General features: G+C 70.5%; 14 protein-coding genes. 4 read left to right on the top strand and 10 right to left on the bottom strand.

What is annotated here, in order from left to right:
• Nucleotides 1-1,434: MMPL family transporter (locus CCN39_RS09195; RefSeq protein ID WP_158104495.1), on the bottom strand; the 1,434-nt coding region annotated here is incomplete at its 3' end.
• Between the two features lie 110 nt (nucleotides 1,435-1,544).
• Here CCN39_RS09195 and CCN39_RS09190 point away from each other — a divergent pair.
• Complete coding sequence (locus CCN39_RS09190) at nucleotides 1,545-2,207, top strand: TetR/AcrR family transcriptional regulator (protein WP_086840325.1); 663 nt, start codon at nucleotides 1,545-1,547, stop codon at nucleotides 2,205-2,207.
• A gap of 170 nt (nucleotides 2,208-2,377) precedes the next feature.
• Nucleotides 2,378-3,043, top strand: coding sequence for a response regulator (locus CCN39_RS09185; protein WP_086840323.1), 666 nt, complete (start codon nucleotides 2,378-2,380; stop codon nucleotides 3,041-3,043).
• A gap of 26 nt (nucleotides 3,044-3,069) precedes the next feature.
• Here the strand turns inward: CCN39_RS09185 and CCN39_RS09180 are convergent, their stop codons facing one another.
• The 5 genes from CCN39_RS09180 to CCN39_RS09155 form a co-directional block, all read right to left on the bottom strand.
• Nucleotides 3,070-4,026 (bottom strand): Rieske 2Fe-2S domain-containing protein, encoded by a 957-nt coding sequence (locus CCN39_RS09180; protein WP_158104494.1) that lies wholly within the window; start codon nucleotides 4,024-4,026, stop codon nucleotides 3,070-3,072.
• Nucleotides 4,027-4,076: 50 nt separating this feature from the next.
• Complete coding sequence (locus CCN39_RS09175; protein WP_086840319.1) at nucleotides 4,077-5,282, bottom strand: monooxygenase; 1,206 nt, start codon at nucleotides 5,280-5,282, stop codon at nucleotides 4,077-4,079.
• 116 nt (nucleotides 5,283-5,398) lie between these two features.
• Nucleotides 5,399-6,817 carry a HAMP domain-containing sensor histidine kinase gene (locus CCN39_RS09170; RefSeq protein WP_086840317.1) on the bottom strand — a complete coding sequence of 473 codons (1,419 nt, stop codon included), beginning with the start codon at nucleotides 6,815-6,817 and terminating at the stop codon, nucleotides 5,399-5,401.
• The gene (locus CCN39_RS09165) at nucleotides 6,814-7,497 is read right to left on the bottom strand and encodes a response regulator transcription factor (RefSeq protein WP_086840315.1); all 684 of its coding nucleotides are present in this window, start codon (nucleotides 7,495-7,497) and stop codon (nucleotides 6,814-6,816) included. Before CCN39_RS09165 ends, CCN39_RS09170 begins: the two co-directional genes overlap by 4 nt.
• 252 nt (nucleotides 7,498-7,749) lie before the next feature.
• Nucleotides 7,750-9,654 (bottom strand): DNA/RNA helicase domain-containing protein, encoded by a 1,905-nt coding sequence (locus CCN39_RS09155; RefSeq protein ID WP_086840313.1) that lies wholly within the window; start codon nucleotides 9,652-9,654, stop codon nucleotides 7,750-7,752.
• Between the two features lie 281 nt (nucleotides 9,655-9,935).
• On the opposite strand from CCN39_RS09155, the gene CCN39_RS50095 reads away from it, so the two are divergent.
• Nucleotides 9,936-10,073 (top strand): hypothetical protein, encoded by a 138-nt coding sequence (locus CCN39_RS50095; RefSeq protein ID WP_158104493.1) that lies wholly within the window; start codon nucleotides 9,936-9,938, stop codon nucleotides 10,071-10,073.
• Nucleotides 10,074-10,423: 350 nt separating this feature from the next.
• Nucleotides 10,424-11,272, top strand: a complete 849-nt coding sequence (locus tag CCN39_RS09150; RefSeq protein ID WP_086840311.1) for a carbon-nitrogen hydrolase family protein — start codon at nucleotides 10,424-10,426, stop codon at nucleotides 11,270-11,272.
• Between the two features lie 12 nt (nucleotides 11,273-11,284).
• Here CCN39_RS09150 and CCN39_RS09145 read toward each other — a convergent pair whose 3' ends face one another.
• From CCN39_RS09145 to CCN39_RS09130, 4 genes are all read right to left on the bottom strand, one after another.
• Nucleotides 11,285-12,658: a PepSY-associated TM helix domain-containing protein gene (locus CCN39_RS09145; RefSeq protein ID WP_086840309.1), complete on the bottom strand. Its 1,374-nt coding sequence runs from the start codon at nucleotides 12,656-12,658 to the stop codon at nucleotides 11,285-11,287.
• A complete protein-coding gene (locus CCN39_RS09140; protein WP_086840307.1) occupies nucleotides 12,655-14,286 on the bottom strand; it encodes a copper resistance CopC family protein in 1,632 nt (543 codons plus the stop codon). The genes CCN39_RS09145 and CCN39_RS09140 overlap by 4 nt, the downstream gene beginning before the upstream one ends.
• Entirely contained in the window at nucleotides 14,283-14,996 is a 714-nt protein-coding gene (locus tag CCN39_RS09135) for a DUF1775 domain-containing protein (protein WP_244210679.1), read from the bottom strand. The genes CCN39_RS09140 and CCN39_RS09135 overlap by 4 nt, the downstream gene beginning before the upstream one ends.
• Nucleotides 14,997-15,105: 109 nt before the next feature.
• Nucleotides 15,106-17,424 (bottom strand): YncE family protein, encoded by a 2,319-nt coding sequence (locus CCN39_RS09130; RefSeq protein ID WP_244210677.1) that lies wholly within the window; start codon nucleotides 17,422-17,424, stop codon nucleotides 15,106-15,108.
• Nucleotides 17,425-17,809: the final 385 nt, after the last annotated feature.

The raw sequence follows: 17,809 nt of genomic DNA, 5'->3' as shown, positions 1-17,809 counted from the left end.
CTGCGCGGAGTCGGGCGCGGTGGCGGGGATGACCTGGATGATGCCGGTGTCGCCCTTGGGGTTCGGGGTGGCCAGGGGGACGGAGGCGACGCCGGGGACGTGCCGGATCTCGTCGGCGATCTTGTTCACCAGGCCGATCGGGTCGGTGCTGGTGATGATGTCGGCGGTGACGATCAGCGGGCCGTTGTAGCCGGGGCCGAAGTGGTCGCTGACCACCTCGTAGGTGTCGCGGGCCGGGCTGCCGTGCTCCTCGGTGCCGTTGTCCGGTAGCGCCAGCCGCAACGACGTCGCGGGGATCGCGCAGACCGCGAGCCCGGCGACCACGACCAGCACGGTGACCAGTGGTGCCTTCGTCGCGGCGCGCACCCACCAGCGCGCGACCTGCGGCTTGCGGCGGCGCCGCTTCGGTTTCGGGGCGCGCGGGCGCAAGCGCTTGCCCGCGAAGGACATCAGCGCGGGCACCAGCGTGACGGCGATCGCGACCGCCAGGGCCACGGCGACCGCGGCGGCGATGCCCATGGTGGTCAGGAACGGGATCCCCGCCACCGCCAGGCCGAGCAGGGCGATGACGACGGTGAGCCCGGCGAAGATGACCGCCGAGCCGGCGGTGGCGGTGGCCCGGGCGATCGACTCCTCGGCGTCGAGTCCTTCGCCGAGCTGATCCCGATGGCGCGACAGCAGGAACAGGGCGTAGTCGATGCCGACCGCGAGCCCGATCATCACCGCCAGCATCGGCGCGGTCGAGGAAATGGGCGTGACCAGCGTGGCCAGGAAGATCAGCCCGATGGCGACGCCGACCCCGAGGATCGCGGTGACCAGCGGCATCACCGCGGCGATCAGGGACCGGAACATCAGCACCAGGACCAGCAACGCGATGAGCAGGCCGATGCCCTCGGTGGGACTGAGCTTCGGGACCCGGTCGGACAACGCGTCGCCGCCGGTGTACACCTTCGCGCCGGTCTGCTTCCCGAGGTCGTCGGCGATGGCCGCGAGCCCGGTCTTGGTGGCCGGGTCGACCTGGGCGAGCTGCACCTTCAACGGCACGGCGATCAGCGCGGCCCGGTCGTCGTCCGACACCGCGCCGTCGACGTTCTTGTCGAACGGGTTCACGACGGTGGCGACCTGGTCGAGCTTCCCGATCCGCGTCACCGCCTGCGCCACCGCGGCGCGGTTCTGCGGGGTGTCGGCCTTCGCGCCGTCGGGAACGACGAGGACCAGCTGCGCCGACGTGCCACTGACCTCGGGGAAGACCCGGCCGAGGTGGTCCAGTGCGTCCTGCGACTCGGAGCCGGGGATGGCGAAGGCGTCGTCGGTGCCCTGGTTGAACGCGAGTGCCGCCCCGCCGGCCGCCGCCAGGACCACGACCCACAGCGCCAGCACGAGCACCCGGGCGCGGGCGGCGGCGCGGCCCAGCCGGTAGAGGAACGACGACACGAGGACTCCTGACCACGTTGGATACGTCGTGTATCGTAATGCAAGATGTATCCGATGCGGAGTGCATCTCGTCACTCCTCCGGGTGGATCGGGGAAAGTAAGGTGACGCCATGACGACCAGCGAGGCGAGCCCGAGAGGGATGACCCGGCGGCGCGCGGAGACCCGGCGGCGGGTCATCGAGGCGGCGCACGACGTCTTCTCGGAAATGGGGATCCGCGACGCGCCGGTCGAGCTGATCTGCGACCGCGCGGGGTTCACCCGCGGCGCCTTCTACTCCAACTTCGCCAGCAAGGAGGAGCTGTTCCTCGCGGTCTACGAGATGCAGATGCAGGAGCGCACCCAGCGGCTGCGCGCGGCGGTCGCCGAAGCCACCACGGCCGTCGATCCGGCGTCCGCGGACGCCGTCACGCGCGTCCTGCAGGAGGCGGGCGTGCTGTTCATGGAGTCACTGACCGCGGACGAGACCTGGTACCTGCTCAACGCCGAATTCCGTGCGCAGGCCTTGCGCCAGCCCGAACTGCGCGCGCCGACCGCGGCCGCCGAGCGCCGGTTCCACGACGCCCTCGCCGAGATCCTGCTCGACCTGCTCGGCCGGCTGGGCCTGCGCCTGACCGTCGACCCCGAGAGCGCCGTCATCACCATCGTCCGGCTGTACGAGACCATGCTCGAACGAGCGATCCTCGACGAGCTGCCCGACCGGGCCGACAACCGCTACGTGACCCAGGTGCTGCCCCGCCTGCTGACCGCCCTGGTCGCACCGAGCGAGGGCTGACTGCCTCGTCCGATCACCACGCGGTTTCTGCCTCACCGGTCTGAGCGCCGCTTTAACAGTCGTTTCAGGTTCGCTCGATATGAAGTAGGCGTCGCCGGGCGACGGCACGGTCAGCACCGGCCCCCGCACCGCGGCTGAACATTCTCCGCGACCCTGAAAGGCAGCCATCCATGATCTCTGTGCTCGTGGTGGACACGCAGCCGCTGCAGCGCTTCGGGTTGCGCATGCTGCTGGAGAACACCCCCGACACCGAGATCGTCGGCGAGGCCGAGAACAGCGCCGAGGCCGTTCGGTGGACCACCGAGCTGCGTCCCGACGTGGTGCTGATGGGCCTCCGCATGCCGGGCGTCGACGGGATCGAGGCCACCCGGCGCATCCTCGCCGCCGGTCGGCGGTCGCGGATCCTGGTGCTGACGACGTTCGACGTGGACCGGTACGCGCTCGCCGCGCTGCGGGCCGGGGCGAGCGGCTTCCTGCTGAAGGACACCCGCCCGGAGGAGCTGGTCGCCGGCATCCGGGCCGTCGCCGCCGGGGACGCGGTGATCGCGCCGGCGCTGACCCGGCGGCTGCTCGACGCGTTCGCCGACCGGCTCGGCGACGACTTCTGCGGGCCCGCGCGGGAGGATCCCCGGCTGGGCTCCCTGACCGGCCGCGAGCGCGAGATCCTCGTCGCCATCGGCCACGGCCTCACCAACGGCGAGATCGCGCACCGGTTCACGCTCTCGGAGTCGACGGTGAAGTCCCACGTCGGGCGGGTCCTCGCCAAGATCGGCGCCCGGGACCGGATCCAGGCCGTCATCCTCGCCTACGACCTCAGACTCACCCGGCCGGTTTAGCGCTTGTGCCGGTCTCGCCGCCCCGGTCATGCGGTGGTGACCTGCCCGTCGACGACTCGCACCGGCACCTTGCCCAGGGGTTTTGTGGCCGGCCCGCCGGTGACTTGGCCGTTGCCGTCGAAAGTGGAGCCGTGGCACGGGCAGCGGAAGCCGGAGCCGGCGGGCGTGACGGGGCAGCCCTGGTGGGTGCAGGTGGCGAGGAATGCCATGAAGGTGTCGGCCGAGGGACGCAACAGATATGCGGCGGAACCGTTCGGTGTGGTGAAGCTGGTCGACGAACCGACGGCGACGGCGGAGACCGCGGCGATCACCGTCCGGGAGTTCGTTCCCGGGTCTGCCGGCTGACTTGGTTCCGGGTTGGTGGTGCGACGGGTAAGGGCGACGGCGCCCCCGCCGAGGGCCGCGGTCGTCGCGGTGATCAGGCCGCCCCAGAGCAGAATGCGTCGCTTGACGTCGTCCGGGGCGGGATTCGGCTGGCGAAGACGGCGTATCGCGGCGCGCAGGCGGGCCGTCGTGGAGAACAGGCCTGCGTCGCCGGCCACCAGCAGCGGGGTCCAGGCGGCGGCGAAGACGATGTCGGCGCCGAAGTAGTACGGGCGGGTCGTCCAGCTCACGGTGAGGAAGAAGCTCAGCGCAAGGAGAAACCCGCCCAGTGCGGCGATGCGGGTGAACAGCCCGAGCAGAGTACCCAACCCGACCGCCATCTCGCCGAAGGCGATGACCAGGCCGATGACGGTCGGGTGGTCGGCCGCGAATGACACCAGCGGGCCGATCGGGGAGGTTGGCGCGGCGTGCAGCATCTGAGCGTGGACGCCGAGGGGTGAGGTGTGGTCCAGGTAGTGGGTGTCGAGGATTTTGGAGAGGCCTGCGTAGAGGAATGTGCCGCCGAGGAAGACGCGTAGCGGCAAGAGTGCCCAGATCGGTGTTCGTGGTGGCGCATCGGCCCCTGGCGTTGGTTCGGCGAGGGACGGCTTGAGGGACAAGAGAAGTCGCCTTTCATTCCGCAGGTGTGCGATGAGAATCCCGGTGCGCGTCAGGACTTGCGGGGAGAGACCGTCATGATGCCCGTGCACATCTCGTCGCTGGTGCCGTCGCCCCACACCACGTAGCGCGGCGGCAGCTTGCTCAGCTGCGGCAGCCGTTTGCGCAGCCCCGCGTCGTGCGTACACGTCACCCGCAGCGTGTCCCCCGGACCGATCTCCACCGGCGACGGCAGTTTCACCAGCCGCTGGTTGTCGAAGTCGAACTGCGGCACGTCCAGCACGACCTTGGCGTTCGGTGTGCCGGGGTTGAGTTCGACCTTGATGGCCCGCCCGAGCAGGTGCATGTGGCCGAACCCGGCGAACAGCGTCATCGGCGCCTCCACCTTGTGGTCGCAGGTCTGGGTGTCCCCGGGCTTCGGCGCGCTCCGGCCGCACTCCTCCAGCTGCTCGTCGGCGGTGCCGCCGACCTCCGGCCCGAACCGCTTCGTCACGTCCGCGATCGAGGCCGCCCGGTCACAGAGCGGACCGGACTCGTCGGCGGTGCAAGGCAAGTCGGTCGGCGCGTCGAGCGCCAGCGTGTCGAGTTCCTGGGTCTGCGGGGTGCCGTCCGTCAGCCGCAGCCGCACCGCCGAGCGGTCCGACCCGGCCGGCTTGCCGTCGGTCGCGAGCAGGTTGTAGTGCATCTGGAGGATGACCAGGCTGCCCGGCTCCAGCTTGAAGCCGACGTCCTGGGTGAACAGCGTCTCCGTGGCGCCCGGCGCCCAGGTGTCCACCCACGCCGCTTCCCCCTCTTCCACTTCGGCGCCGGCCACGCCGGTCCCGCCGAAACACTGCCAGCCGAGGCCGGGGGTCTTCGCGTCCTGCTCGCGCACCGCGGCAGCGCCGCCCGGCGGCACCGTGTACACGATGGCGTGGTGGGCGAGGGCGGCGTTCTCCGGTATGACCTGGGTTCCGGTCAGGAACGCCGTCTTGGTCAGGCCCGGATCGATCACCTGGCACCGGTACTCGTCCGTGCCGCCGCCCTCCGGCGGCGCGGGCGTGTAGGCCTCGGCCATCTTCAGGTCGACGAACCGCTCGCCGGCGCGCAACGGCTGCGGTGGAGCCGATGCCCCGCCCGCGTGTGCGCTGTGCGGGCCGGCCACGGTGGGCGCCGCACTGTTGCCGGTGCCCGACCCGCAGGCGACGACAGCGAACGCCGTCGCCAGCGCCGTGGCGGCCGCCCCGAACTTCCACAGTGGACTATCAGGTTTCGTCATAACCTGAACGCTAGGCCCGATTCCGTCCCGTTTCATCGTACTGCGGTCGGCATTTTCGGAAGGGCGGTGGTACCACGGTACTTCTCCGATTCGTGGTCCTGTCGCCGACGACGAGGTCAACGCACCGCGGCGTCCTCCCCGGCGGTGAGCCGCGCGGCCGGAAGCTCGACCCGAAGCAGCGCGCCACCGCGTGCGGACCGGGCGACGGTGACCCGGCCGCCGTGGGCGTCGACGACCCGCTGCACGATCGACAGCCCCAGACCGGATCCCGGCAACGCCCGGGCGCTGTCGGCACGGTAGAACCGGTCGAACACCCGCGGCACGTCGGCGGCGTCGATGCCCGGCCCGGCGTCGTCGACCTCGAGCACCGCCGACGCGCTCTCGGCACGGAGCCGGACCTGGACCGGCTGGTCCGCGGGAGACCACTTGCCGGCATTGTCGACGAGGTTGAGCACCGCCCGTTGGAGGCCGGCGGGACGCCCGCTCACCCACACGGAAGTCACGTCGAGCGCGACCTCGATGTCGGGGACGCGGGACCGCGCCCGGGTCGCGGCGGCCACCACCACGTCGGCGAGGTCGAGCACCTCGGTGCTCTCGTCGCTGACATCACCGCGCGCCAGGTCGGTCAACTCGGCGGCCAGGGTGCTCAACTCGGCCACCTGGGCGCCGAGGTCGTTGAGCAGCCGGGTCCGGCTCTCCGGCGGCAGCGCGCTGTCCAGGGTGCCGCGCCGATCGAGCCGGATCAGCAGCTCGGCGTTGAGGCGCAGGCTGGTGAGCGGGGTCTTGAGCTCGTGGGCGGCGTCTTCGGCGAGCAGCCGCTGGGCCCGGCGGGAGTCCCGGAGCGCGGCGAGCATGTCGTTGATCGACCGGCTCAGCCGCCGGATCTCCCCGCCGCCCTCATCCGGGACGTCGGCGTCGAGATCCCGGGTGTGCGCGACCCGGACCGCGGCGGCGGTCAGCCGGTCGATCGGTGCCAGCCCGGCCCGCGCCACGGCCCGCCCGACAAGGGCGCCGCCGGCCACGCAGAGCAGCCCGATCAGCAGCATGCCCAACCCGAACTGGTTGATCGGGCTGTCATCGGCGACGCGGGCCACCTGGACCGCGCCGTCGCCCGCCCGCAGCGTGTAGACGAGGTAGCCGTCGTCGTCGCTGTCGCCCGACTCCATCAGGTCGGCCGACGCGCCCTGCGCCACGCGCCCGGCGTCCTCGCTGACCGGGGGCAGCTCGGGCTGGCCGGCCGGCGTCCGGAGCGAGCCGCCGGGCAGGATGACCCGCACCAGCCGACCGGATCCGGGATACGGCGGTAGCTGGACCTGCGCCAGACCGGCGCGCTCCGCGTCCGCCGCCAGGACACGAGAGTCGGCGCGCAGCTGATCCTTCGCGGTGTCCTGCCGCTCCCAGGCCAGTAGTTCAATGGCCACTTGGAAGGCCACGAACACGCTGACCGCGATCGCCATCGCCGCGATCACCGTCAGCCTGGTCCGCAGGGACCGCCGGCGCCACCACCGGGTCAACCGGCGAGCGGGCCTGCTCACGGAGGAGTTTCCCGCAACGTGTACCCCAGGCCGCGCAGCGTGTAGATCAATCGCGGCTCGCCCTCGGCCTCCATCTTGCGCCGCAGGTAGCTCACGTACACCTGGAGGTTGTTGGCGGTGACGCTCATGTCGAAGCCCCAGATCGCCTCGAACAGCGCGGCGCGGGTCAACACCCGGGTCGCGTTGCGCACGAGGACCTGCAGCAGGGAGAACTCGGTCCGGGTCAGGCGGAGCGGCCGCTCGCCCCGCCACGCCTCGAACCGGTCGGGATCGACCCGGACGTCGGCGAACGACAGGATCGGCGACTCGTCGTCGCCCGGCGCGCAGCGACGCAGCAGCGCCCGCACCCGCGCCAGCAACTCCTCGGTGGCGAACGGCTTGGGCAGATAGTCGTCGGCGCCCGCGTCCAACCCCGCAACCCGGTCGACGACCTGATCCCGGGCGGTCAGCATCAGCACCGGCAGATCCCGCCCCGCCGCCCGCAACCGCCGGCAAGTCTCCAGCCCGCCGAGGCGGGGCATCATCACATCGAGGATCAGCAGATCCGGCGCGTCGTCACCAACCCCGTCGAGCACGGCGAGACCGTTGGCGACGGCGCTGGTGTCGTAACCCTCGACTTGGAGCACCCGCTCCAGCGACTCACGGATGGCCGCCTCGTCATCCGCGATCATGATCCGCACGCGGGCCCGCCCCCTCCAGTCGATGCTTTGCCGCTCATTCTCACCGACCAACCTGAAGGGAGGATTAAAGCGTCGCCGCGGTGCCGCATCCCACGGCAACAACGACCGCAAGCTGCCCGGCTCATGACCGAGACCTCCAGCCCGCAGTCCGCGATCGACGCGATCGCGGTCGGCGAGTACGAGCGCGCGTTCGCCAGCACCCAACGCGCAATCCAGCGGCGGCCGAAGACGAGCGTTGGTCGCCCACGGCCTTCACAGCTTGTGAACGCCCAGATCGGCGAACAGCCTCCTCGTGGCGGGATCAACCGAGTAGAGCACGGTGCCGCGAATCGAGCGAGTCATGAGCACTCCGTACGCCCTCCGGATGGCGCGCGCGAGTTCTTCGTCCTCACGGATCCGGTTGGCTTTGCTCAGCACATGTTCGCGGTGGACTTGCCAGCCGCTGCCATCCCAAGTGAGATCAGGCCCCATGATCACGCCACCCCACTCGTACTCAAGGCCTTGAGCGGTGTGGACACAGCCGATCTGCCCGAAGCCACCGGATTCCGTTGCCCAGAAACGACGTTTCGGAACTCCGGGGGTTTCGTGCTGATCTCCGGCGTTCCACGGGCGCGCCCAGCCCGGCTCCGGGGCGACTTCCGGCTCGGTGCCGCTCCGGTCTTCCCACTTCCAGCAGATCCCCGCACTCATCCGAGCGCTTTCCTTCTTGCTCCCCTTTTCACGAAGGAAGCGCTCCATGGTCGCGGCACGGTCCGTGTACCAGAGCTGGAACGGCTCCGGATCGTCATCGTCGTCCGGCTTCCAAGGCAGCGGGTCGCCGGCAAACAGGCGCTGGATCCACGTGTCGTACGTCGAGCTACCGACGGCGCGAAGCACCCTGTCCAGGACGATCGGCACCACCTCCGCCCCGAGACTCTGTACCTCCCGGATGAGCGCTTCCGGCGACCACACTTCATCGGAGAACAAGCGCTGATCACCGTCGATGAAGAACACCGGCACCTTCGCTCGCGTGACGACCACCGAGACAGAAGACTCACCGGGGCGCATGGAATACGAGCCCTTCATCGGGCGCTCGGTCAGCCGATGCGCCTCGTCGCACAAGATCAAATCGAGCTCGTCCGCTGTCCGGTTGTCGGCGATGCTGTTCAGCGTGGCGAAAGCGGAGCGCCGCCCCTGGGACGCGCGTTTGAACGTTTCCCGCGAAGCGACTCCGCCGGATACATAGGCGGCTTTGTGCCCGTCGTTGAGCGCCTGACCGAGCAGAGTCAGTCCGACCAGTGACTTCCCGCTCCCGGCCCGGCCGCTGATGACGAAGACCTTCTTGGCGCCGGCCGTCGACGAGCCGGCGAGCGCCTCGGTCACGCTCTTCACAGCGGTCAACTGGTTCTCCACGAGGCTGAACCGCGTGTGCCCGGCCACGATGGCCCCGACGTCCGGCTCGACCAGAGGGCTCGTGCGACGCCGCTCGAGTAAGGCTTGAGCCGCACCAGCGCCCGACTCCGCACTGAAGTTGTCCTGCAGAAAGGCTTCGAGCTCACCGGGGAAGCGTGCGGTGAACGTCGGAATCCCCGGCCGGGGTGAAACATTTCTTATCCACTGAAATTCCGCAGCCCTGAGGTTGTGCAGGTATGACGCGCCGACGAGATTCACATACCGGTCGTCGAACATGGCGTGGTGCACCTTGAGCGCCAGCATGTTGTCGTGAACCTGCACGGCCGGATGCTTCTTGTGTTGCCCGTACGCGTCGAAGTAGACCTTGCCGAGAGCACACTGCTTGCACAGGCTGCCCGCCCCGCCCTGTCGGCACGCCGCACACAAGCCTTTGGCGACCCCCAGCCTCGGACGCTCGACCTTACTCCACTGCTTCAGCTCGATCGCCGCGTAGCTCAAGCCACCGGCCGGGTGAAAACCGGCCAGGACGACGTCGACCGGGTTCATTGCAGGAGCGACCGAGTACTCCAGGAACATCCAAACCCGGTCGAGCCCGAGACGATCCAGCAAGGACGCCAGCCAGTACACACTTTCCCGCCACGATGTCACGTCCGCGGGACCGGGCGCCGCGCCGTTGGGGTGCGCTTCCTGATAGCACTTCTCGACTTCAGGAATCAGCTTGGCACTATCCCGGAGGAACTCTCGCGCCGGCCAGCCTACTTCCATTGGCTGCCACGTGTTCGTCGCCGTCTCCTTCGAACTGTCCCACCGGGTTCGCCGACCGCGTCCCGGCCCCCGGACCCGTCCTGAGCCCCGAACACGTTCTACACGATCGAGTGAACGGTGCGCTCGCGACACGTCGAGCTTGAGCGGAACGAATGGACGGCCGCGTCGAGGAGTGTCGCCCGGCTGCGGCCGGCTGAAGGTGCGGCCGCATCAGCTGCAGGTCTCCCCGGACCACGACAGCCTGAAGATCATCCGATCTCGGACGAGTCGGTCGCGAGGCGGTGCGCACCGGCCCGGACGCCTACGACCTGCGGCTGACGATGACCGAGGCGGGCGAAGCCCTGATCGTCGAACTGGGCCGCGACATGCTGCGGAACGCTGTGATCACGGCTCTGGGGCGCCCGCCGGTGAGCTCATGACCGGGACGCCCGGAGCTTCAGCTTCACCGCCCTCGGCGGCATAGCGATGGTTGGCCCGGCCGAGCTTTGGGCCCGCGACCTGCTACAAGGTGTTTGCCGCCCTGACCAGCGATACCTGGCAGGCGTACGTGGTAGGGAGTGTCGCCTACCGGTGGGCCGCCGAACCCCTCGTACAGGACGAAACGCTTTCTCCGAAAGTCAAGGACATTCACCCCCAGGCAAATAGGTAACCCACCGATTGTCGGCCCAGCACACCGAATCCACCTCGCACCACCGAAGAATCCTGCAAAGTAATGTGCGTTCAACGAATCGGTGATCCGTCCGTCATCTGTTCTGGCATCATCGACGGAATGGGGCTATCTCGGATCGCCACGGTCGCCGCCCACTTCGGCCGTGATCTGACGTTCGGCTTGGGGCGGGTTGCGGCGCTGGCCGAGGAGGCCCGGCAGGCGCGCGCGGCGGTGCTGGTTCTGCCCGACGGCACACTCGGTGGCTCCTTCACCGACTTCGGGAGGGCCGACCCCGAGCACCTGGCACCGGCGCTCGACCCCGACGGGCCCGAGGTGCGCGCGGTGGTGAAGCTGGCCGCGGATCTGGTGGTGTGCTTCGGCTACACCGAAGCGGGCGAGCACGGCGAGCGCTACTCGGCGGCCGCGTGCGTGTCCGGCGACGGCGTGCTCGGGCGCCACCGCAAGGTGTACCTGTCCGCCGCCGAGGCGGTGTACCGGAAGCCGGGTCCCGGGTTCGCCGCGTTCGACACCCCGGCCGGGCGGCTCGGCATGCTCGTCGACTACGAAAAAGCGTTCCCGGAACCCGCCCACGGCCTCGCCGCCGACGGCGCCGGCATCCTGGCGTGCCTGTGTTCGTGGGCGACCGGCAGCAGGACGCCGACGCGCGCGCGGGACCGGCAGGCCCGGCTGTTCGACGTCTACGACTGCGTGCGAGCGGCCGAGAACCAGGTGGTCTTCGTCTCCGCCAACCAGGCGGGCGTCCTGCACGGCACCCGGTTCCTCGGGTCGGCCAAAGTGGTCGGCCCGGACGGCACCACCCGCGCCCGGACCGGCTCGCGCGCCGGTCTCGTCATCGCCGAAATCGACGTCGACGAAGAAATCACGACGACCCGCCGAGCACGGCACCACCTCGAAGAACGCAAGCTGGAATCCTGCGTTTCCGCACCGCATTCGAACGAGGCCGGATGAGTCCCCGGAGAATCACGCCGTGCGTCGCTTGACCCGGCTCACCACCGCGTCCACGGCCAGGAACACCAGCAGGCTCGCGCCGACCATCGGCAGCACCCACGCCACGACCGCGATCCCGAGCAGGAGCACGGTCAGCGGGCCGCCGGCCAGCTGCCGCCACACCGGCCGCGGCAGCGACGCCCACCGTCCCCGGTACGGGTTGTGGATCCACCACATGCGGTACCCGAGCGCGAGCAGGACGAGCGTGGCGACCGCGACCAGGGCGAGGAGGATCTGGTTCGCGAGCCCGAACAGGGTTCCGGTGTGGAACTGCGTGCCCAAGGCGGTGATCTTCGCCAGCGGCGAGTAGTCGCTCCAGCCGATCCGCTCGGTCACCTCCGCCGTGGTGGGGTCGATCGCGACGGCGCCGCGGTGGATCGGCAGCCCTTCCGCGATCTCCGTGGCGGTGAAGGGCGCGCCCGGACCCGGTGGGGGGACCAGGGCCAGTTCCCCGTCCAGACCGGCAGCCGAGGCCACCGCCCAGGCGCGGTCCAGGTCGATCGGCCGGGCGTCGGGGGGAACCGGCACCGGCGCTGCGGCGAGGACCGGGGCCCGCAGGTGGATCGGGTCCGCCGCCGGGTCCGCGCGGCCGCCCGCGAACTGGCTCATGGCGAGTCCGGTGAGGGCCATGAGCAGCAGGCCCGCCGTGAGCCACAGGCCGCCGGCGCCGTGGATCGCGCGCAATCGCGCCCAGCCCGTCTGGTCCCGGGTGGACGGCAGGAGCACGTCCCGCAGACGCCGTTTCCGGCGCGTCCGGGCCAGCCACAGCACCAGGCCACCGGCGGCCACCAGGGGCACCCAGCTCGCGGCGAGCTCGGCGTAGAGCCGGCCCGGCACGCCCAGCTGCAGGTTGCCGTGCAGCTGACGCAGCCACGTGTTCGCCGGCAGCCGGTTCTCCACCGTGCTCAGCTCGCCGTTGATCAGGCCGGTGTACGGGTCGACGAAAACCGTGCGGTCCGCCGTCCCGGCCGGTCCGGGCACCGCCAGCACCACGCGGGTGGTGCGATCGGCCGCGGGTGGCGTGAGGACGGACTTGAGCCTCGCCTCCGGGTGTGCCGTGAGCGCCGACCGGACCTGCTCGGCGAGCGGGCGCCGCACCTCGCCGACCTGGCTCACGTACAGGTCGGACCGGTAGAGGCTGTCGTGGATCTGCGGGCTGAACACGTAGACGAGCCCGGTCAGGCACAGCACCGCGAGGAAGGGCGCGACGACGATGCCCGCCAGGAAGTGCAGCCGCCGCGCGACGAGCTGGAGAACGGTGCCCGGGCGCGGCCGGGGTGACGGCCGGGTGGCCCGGTGCGAGGGGACGGTGGGCGTCGAAGACAAGGCGGCTCCCGATTCGTTCATCGCACGTCGATGGCTTGCTTGACCGTGCGGGTGCTGCCGTCGGCGGCCCGCAGCGTCAGCGCGAGCTCCGACCGGCCGGGGACGGGCGCGCTCGCCTGCCCCGTCCAGTAGCCGTTCCCGGCGTGGTCCAGCGGTACCGGCGTGGCACCGAGCGCGGCGGTCACGGTCGTGTGGGCGCTGTGCGGCCCCAGCACCGAGACGCGCACGTCGAGCCGGCCCGCCGCCGGGATGACGACGAGGTCCAGCGCGCCCGTGTCGTACGCGAGCCGCGCCGGCGCGGCCTGCTGCCGGATCGCCGCCGGGGCCTGACCCGCCGGGCCGGCCGCGTGGGCACTCTGACCGGGGTCGAGCGCGATCAGCGTCGCCGTGGCCACGGTGATCAGCACGGAAGCTCCCGCCACCGCGACGATCCGCCGGCCGAGCCGCTCCTTGGCCGGGCGGCGCGGAACGAGCCAGGCGAGGACGGCCAGGATCGCCGCGACCGCGAGGGCTCCGGCGGGGAGCCAGCCGAGCCGGTGCCCGGACCAGGCCTGGGCGGTCCCGGCGACGGCGAGCAGCGCCGCGCACCCCACCACCGACCGCGCGAACCGGGCCACCGTGTGCCGGTGGCGGGCGACCGGGAAGCGCAGCAGCACCAGGCCACCGGCCGGCACCGCGAGGGCGAGGAGGAGGCCGATGTCCGCGGCGAGCGCCGGAACCGACGGCCCGCCCGGCGGCCGTGGGTCGGCGAACGTCCACGTGGCCAGGACCGCCGACGCGCACCCCAGCACCGCCGCGCCCCGCAGCCCCCGGTCGGTGCCGGTGGCCGCGGGCGTGCTCTTCAGCAGCAGCGCGAGGCCGAGCGTGGCGGGGACGAGCGTGGCCAGGCGGGCGAGCAGCGCTCCCCCGGCGTCGGATTCGAAGGCGCCCGCCAGCAATTGCGGGTCGAGCGCGTCACGCCACGGCACCCAGGCCGCATACGGCCCGAACGACACGAGGGCGGCCACCGTGCTTCCGATCACGAGCCACCAGGCGGTCTTGACCAGCCGGCGGGTGGCCCGGGCTCGCGCGGCGGCGGGCCCGATCGCCGCGACGAAGAACGCGAGACCGGCCAGCACCACCATCGCCGCGACCGCCAGGGTCCGCGCCGTCAGGTGGACGGCCGCCACGACCGGGTCGCGGGTCGTCTCGATCTCGGGCACGCCGTCGGGCCGGATCGGGTAGGACACGTCGAAGGTGAAGGAGCCGCTGACCGGTTCCAGCCGGCTCGACGGCAGGGTCCACGCCACGGCGTAGGAGCCTTCGTGCCGTTCCGCCGGCATGGGCACGGAAATCGTGTCCTCCCGGCCGTCCGGGTGGGTGGGCCGCGCGAAGACGACCTGGCTGCCGTCGGGGTCGAGGATGCGCACGGTGGCCAGCGCGGCCGGCACCGGGCGGTCGAAGGTCAGCACGACGGCGTCGGGCGACTTGACCGCCTCGGTGCTGCCCGGCGACGTCGTCACGAGCACCGGGTCCCCGGTCGCCGGCGGGGTCAGGGCGAGCAGCGTGCCCCAGCACGCGGCGACCAGGAGCAGCAGCCCGACGAACCGTCCGGCCTCGCCGGGCGGGCGCTGGGCCGCGGGGCGGGGACGCTCCTTCACGGCCGTCATTCGACGCCTACCTCCGCCCGGTCGAGTTCGGGTTCCGGGGCGGGCGCGCGCAACCGGCGGCGGTGGGCGCGGTACCCGGTCACCGCGATCACGACGAGTGCGAGGCCGAACGCTCCCCACAGCACGGCGAACGGCGGGCCCGCGGCGGCGCTGGTGCTCTGCGGCGCCTGGTCCTCGGGGGCGACGGCACCCTCGGCCTGAACCGGTGGCGACCCACCGGCTTCGGCCGCGGGCGCGACAGGTCCGGCGCCGAAGGTGATCGCCGGCGCGGGCGAAGTCGCCTGGTTCCAGTGCGCGACGGCTCCGTTGGCGAAGGTCTGCGTCGCCTCGAACAGCAGCCGTCCGTCGGCGGGCAGCGGCCCCATGGTGACGAGGAACTGCTCGAACTGCCCCGGGGCGACCGCGCCGCCTTCGAAGACGAGGGTGCCCGCGGCCTCGCGGATCACCTTGCCGCCGGCTTCGATCGGCGGGTCGAGCGGCCGCGGCTGCACGGCGACGGTCCAGCCCGGCGCCGGATCGACCTTGACGTAGGCGACCGGCGGGGTCGGCGGGAAGACCAGCTCGAGCCGGGTGGATTTCGTGTCGGCCCGCCCGTTGGCCAGCCGGAAGGCGAAGGTGTGCGTACCGCCGTCGACCCGATCGGGCACGATGGACACTTGGGCCGCCGCGGGCGGGGCCAGTGCCAGCACGCCGAGCACGGCCGTGAGCAAGGCAAAAAGACTTCTGGCGAGGGGTTTCCTTCGATGCGCCATGGGATCTCCTCCGAACGGAGCGGTCCGGGGCCGGGAAACACCCGGCCCCGGACCATTTTCCGGTGTATCAGCAGGCGGACTGGGTGATGGGGTTGAGCTGCTGGCAGGTCAACTGAGCCCGCCAGTTCCCCTGGTTCTGCTGAGCCCAGCCGTTGTAGACCAGCGGAACGGCCAGCACGCCCTGGCCGCCGTAGCCCGGCTTCCCGGCGATCGAACCGTCCATTTTGGTCGTCGCGGTCGGGTCGAGGGTCAGCTGGCCCGCCACCTTCGCGTCGTCGAGGTTGCCGTCACCGTTCGGGTCGACGTCGATGACCTGCATGACGTTGGCGAACTTGTTCGACACGTAGCCGTAGTAGCCGCCGCCCTTCTTGGCCCCGAAGTTGATGCCATGGCAGCCTGCCGCGCACGGCAGGTCCTTGACGATCTTGTCGGTCCTCGGGTCGATGACGGTGACCGTCTGGGACAGCACGTTCGCCGCCAGCATCGCCTTGCCGTCCGGGGTCACCGGCAGCTGGATCGTCAGCCCGCCGAACGGCGCGCCGGGCTTCGGGCCGTCCTGCGGGCTGTAGTTCGCCCACAGGTCGATCGTCTTGCTGTGCACCTTCTGCCCGTTGTCCACGCAGGCCGCCTCCGCGAGCGAAACGCACGTGATCGATTCGCCGGTGAAGTCCGCCGTGTAGAACTTCGAGGAGTCCGGGGTCATGCTCGAGGCGATCGGGAACTGGCCCGTCTTCTCGGTCCGGACGGTGCCGGTCGGCAGGTCGATCACCGACGCGTTGTTGGTCAGCACGTTCGGCGTGACGACGGTCTTGCCGTCCCCGCTGGTCCAGTGCGCGTGCGGGTGCCGGACCTCACCGGTCGGGCTGACCGTGATCTTCCGGAGCACGTTCGTGCCGCCCGGCGCCAGTTCGACGATCTCGTTGCCGGCGTTGATGCCGATCACGAGCTTGTCGCTGCCCGGCTCGGTCATCACGTGCGCCGGGTTCTGGCCGACCTGCGTCTGCCGGACGAACGCACCCGTCTCCCGGTCGAACACGTCGACCTTGTTGGAGAACCACTCGGTTTGGTACAGGTACTTGTAGTCCTTGTCGGTCCACATGTTGTGCGGGTTGTTCATGTTGATCGACGGGGCACCGATCTTGCGGTCGATCGTCCAGTTGGTGACGTTGATCTTCGTGGCCGAGCCGACCGCCTTCTTGCCGGCCCACTCCTCGACCTCGGTGTCGACCCACACCTCGCCGACACCCGGGGTCGCCGGCAGCTGGTTGCCCTTCGACAGCGTCTTCGGGTACGAGAACTTCTTGTCGAAGTAGGCGTCCAGGTTCGGGATCAGCACCGGGTTGCCCGCGGCGTCGTACTGCAGGATCGGCACCGGCGGCTGGATCGGGTTGAACTTGTTCTCCGAGTCCGGCTTGAACTGCTGCCAGTTGTTCGGGTTGGTGATGTTGAAGAAGGTGTTCACCAGCCGGTTGACGATGTCGGAGTTGGTCGGGACGACGAGGTTGCGCGAGTTGATCATCGACGCCTTGCCGAAGTCGAGGCCGATGGTGAGCGGGTCGTCGACGACGACGGCGCCCAGCATGTACGGCGTCACCATGTCGGTGAAGGCGTACAGCCCGGGCTCGGTCAGCTGGATCGACCGCTGGCCGAACATCGCCCCGCCGGGCATGTCGTAGGGGAAGCCCTCGGCCCCTTCGGGGGCGATCAGGCCCATCGGGTCGCGGGCACCGGTCGACTCCTTCGGGTCGACCACGAAGTTCACCGTCACGGGCGGCCCCTTGACGGCGAACTTGGCGAGGTCGTTGAGCGCGCCCTGCAGGTCGAGGCCGATCGGCAGCGAGTTCAGGTTGAGCGGCTGGTCGGCGTGCATCGTGGTCAGCTGCTGGCCGAACTGCCCGAGCAGGTTCTCCGCCTTGAGGGCCGCCGGCGCGGCCTGCCGGTTGGTGGCCCCGATCGACTTCACCGCGGACAGGGTGCTGTCGAGGTTCAGCGCCTTCCCCAGCTCACCGCCGAGCGAACCGAGCAGCGGGACCTGGCCCAGGAGGTTCTGCGTCAGGTTGCCGACCGCGCCGCCGAGGTCGGAGTTCAGGAGACTGGACAGCTCACCGCCGGTCGTCAGGCCGCCCAGCGTGCCGAGGCGGGGCATTTCGGCCACCGCCAGGGACTGGTCGCCGAACAGGTTCAGCCCGGAGTCGAACCACTTGCCGTTGTCGTCCTTCATGTGGAACGTGATCGGCACGGGACCGATCCCGATGGGCTGCTGCGCCGAGGCCGGGACCGCGGCCACCGCGGAGGCGCCGAGGGTGGCGACCGCGAGCGTGACCGTGACCACCGACTTGGCGCGAGGCCGCCTCGTGCGGGCTCCTGGCGGAGCTTCTGGGGACATGGGCTTCCTTTCTCTTTCCGGCCCGGCAGGAATCGGGCCGCCCGAACGAGAAAAAGTGAATCACGAACAACGGGATCGGTTCGGATTTTCCGTGTTAACTGGACGTGAAATAGTCAGCCGTGAAAATTGGTTCCCACGGTGAGCAATAGGGACATGAATAGGATCGGACGTGGTTGCGTTGAATACTTCCCCGTTTTCAGCCGAGCAGGCCGAACACGGTGCAGAGCAACGGTCCCAGCAATCCGCTCGAATCGCATTCCGGAGCGGGCTGGGGCGGCGGCGGGGGTTCGGTCACCGGGGGTTCCGGTGGTGGTGGCGCAGGTTCCGTGGAGGTCGACGGAGGCGGCGGCACCGGCGGTTCTCCCGGCGGGGGTGGATATTCCCC

Source organism: Amycolatopsis kentuckyensis (genome assembly GCF_002155975.1).
Lineage (GTDB): Bacteria > Actinomycetota > Actinomycetes > Mycobacteriales > Pseudonocardiaceae > Amycolatopsis > Amycolatopsis kentuckyensis.
The sequence above is the reverse complement of the archived record's forward strand: the minus strand, read 5'-3'. Positions and strand labels throughout refer to the sequence as shown.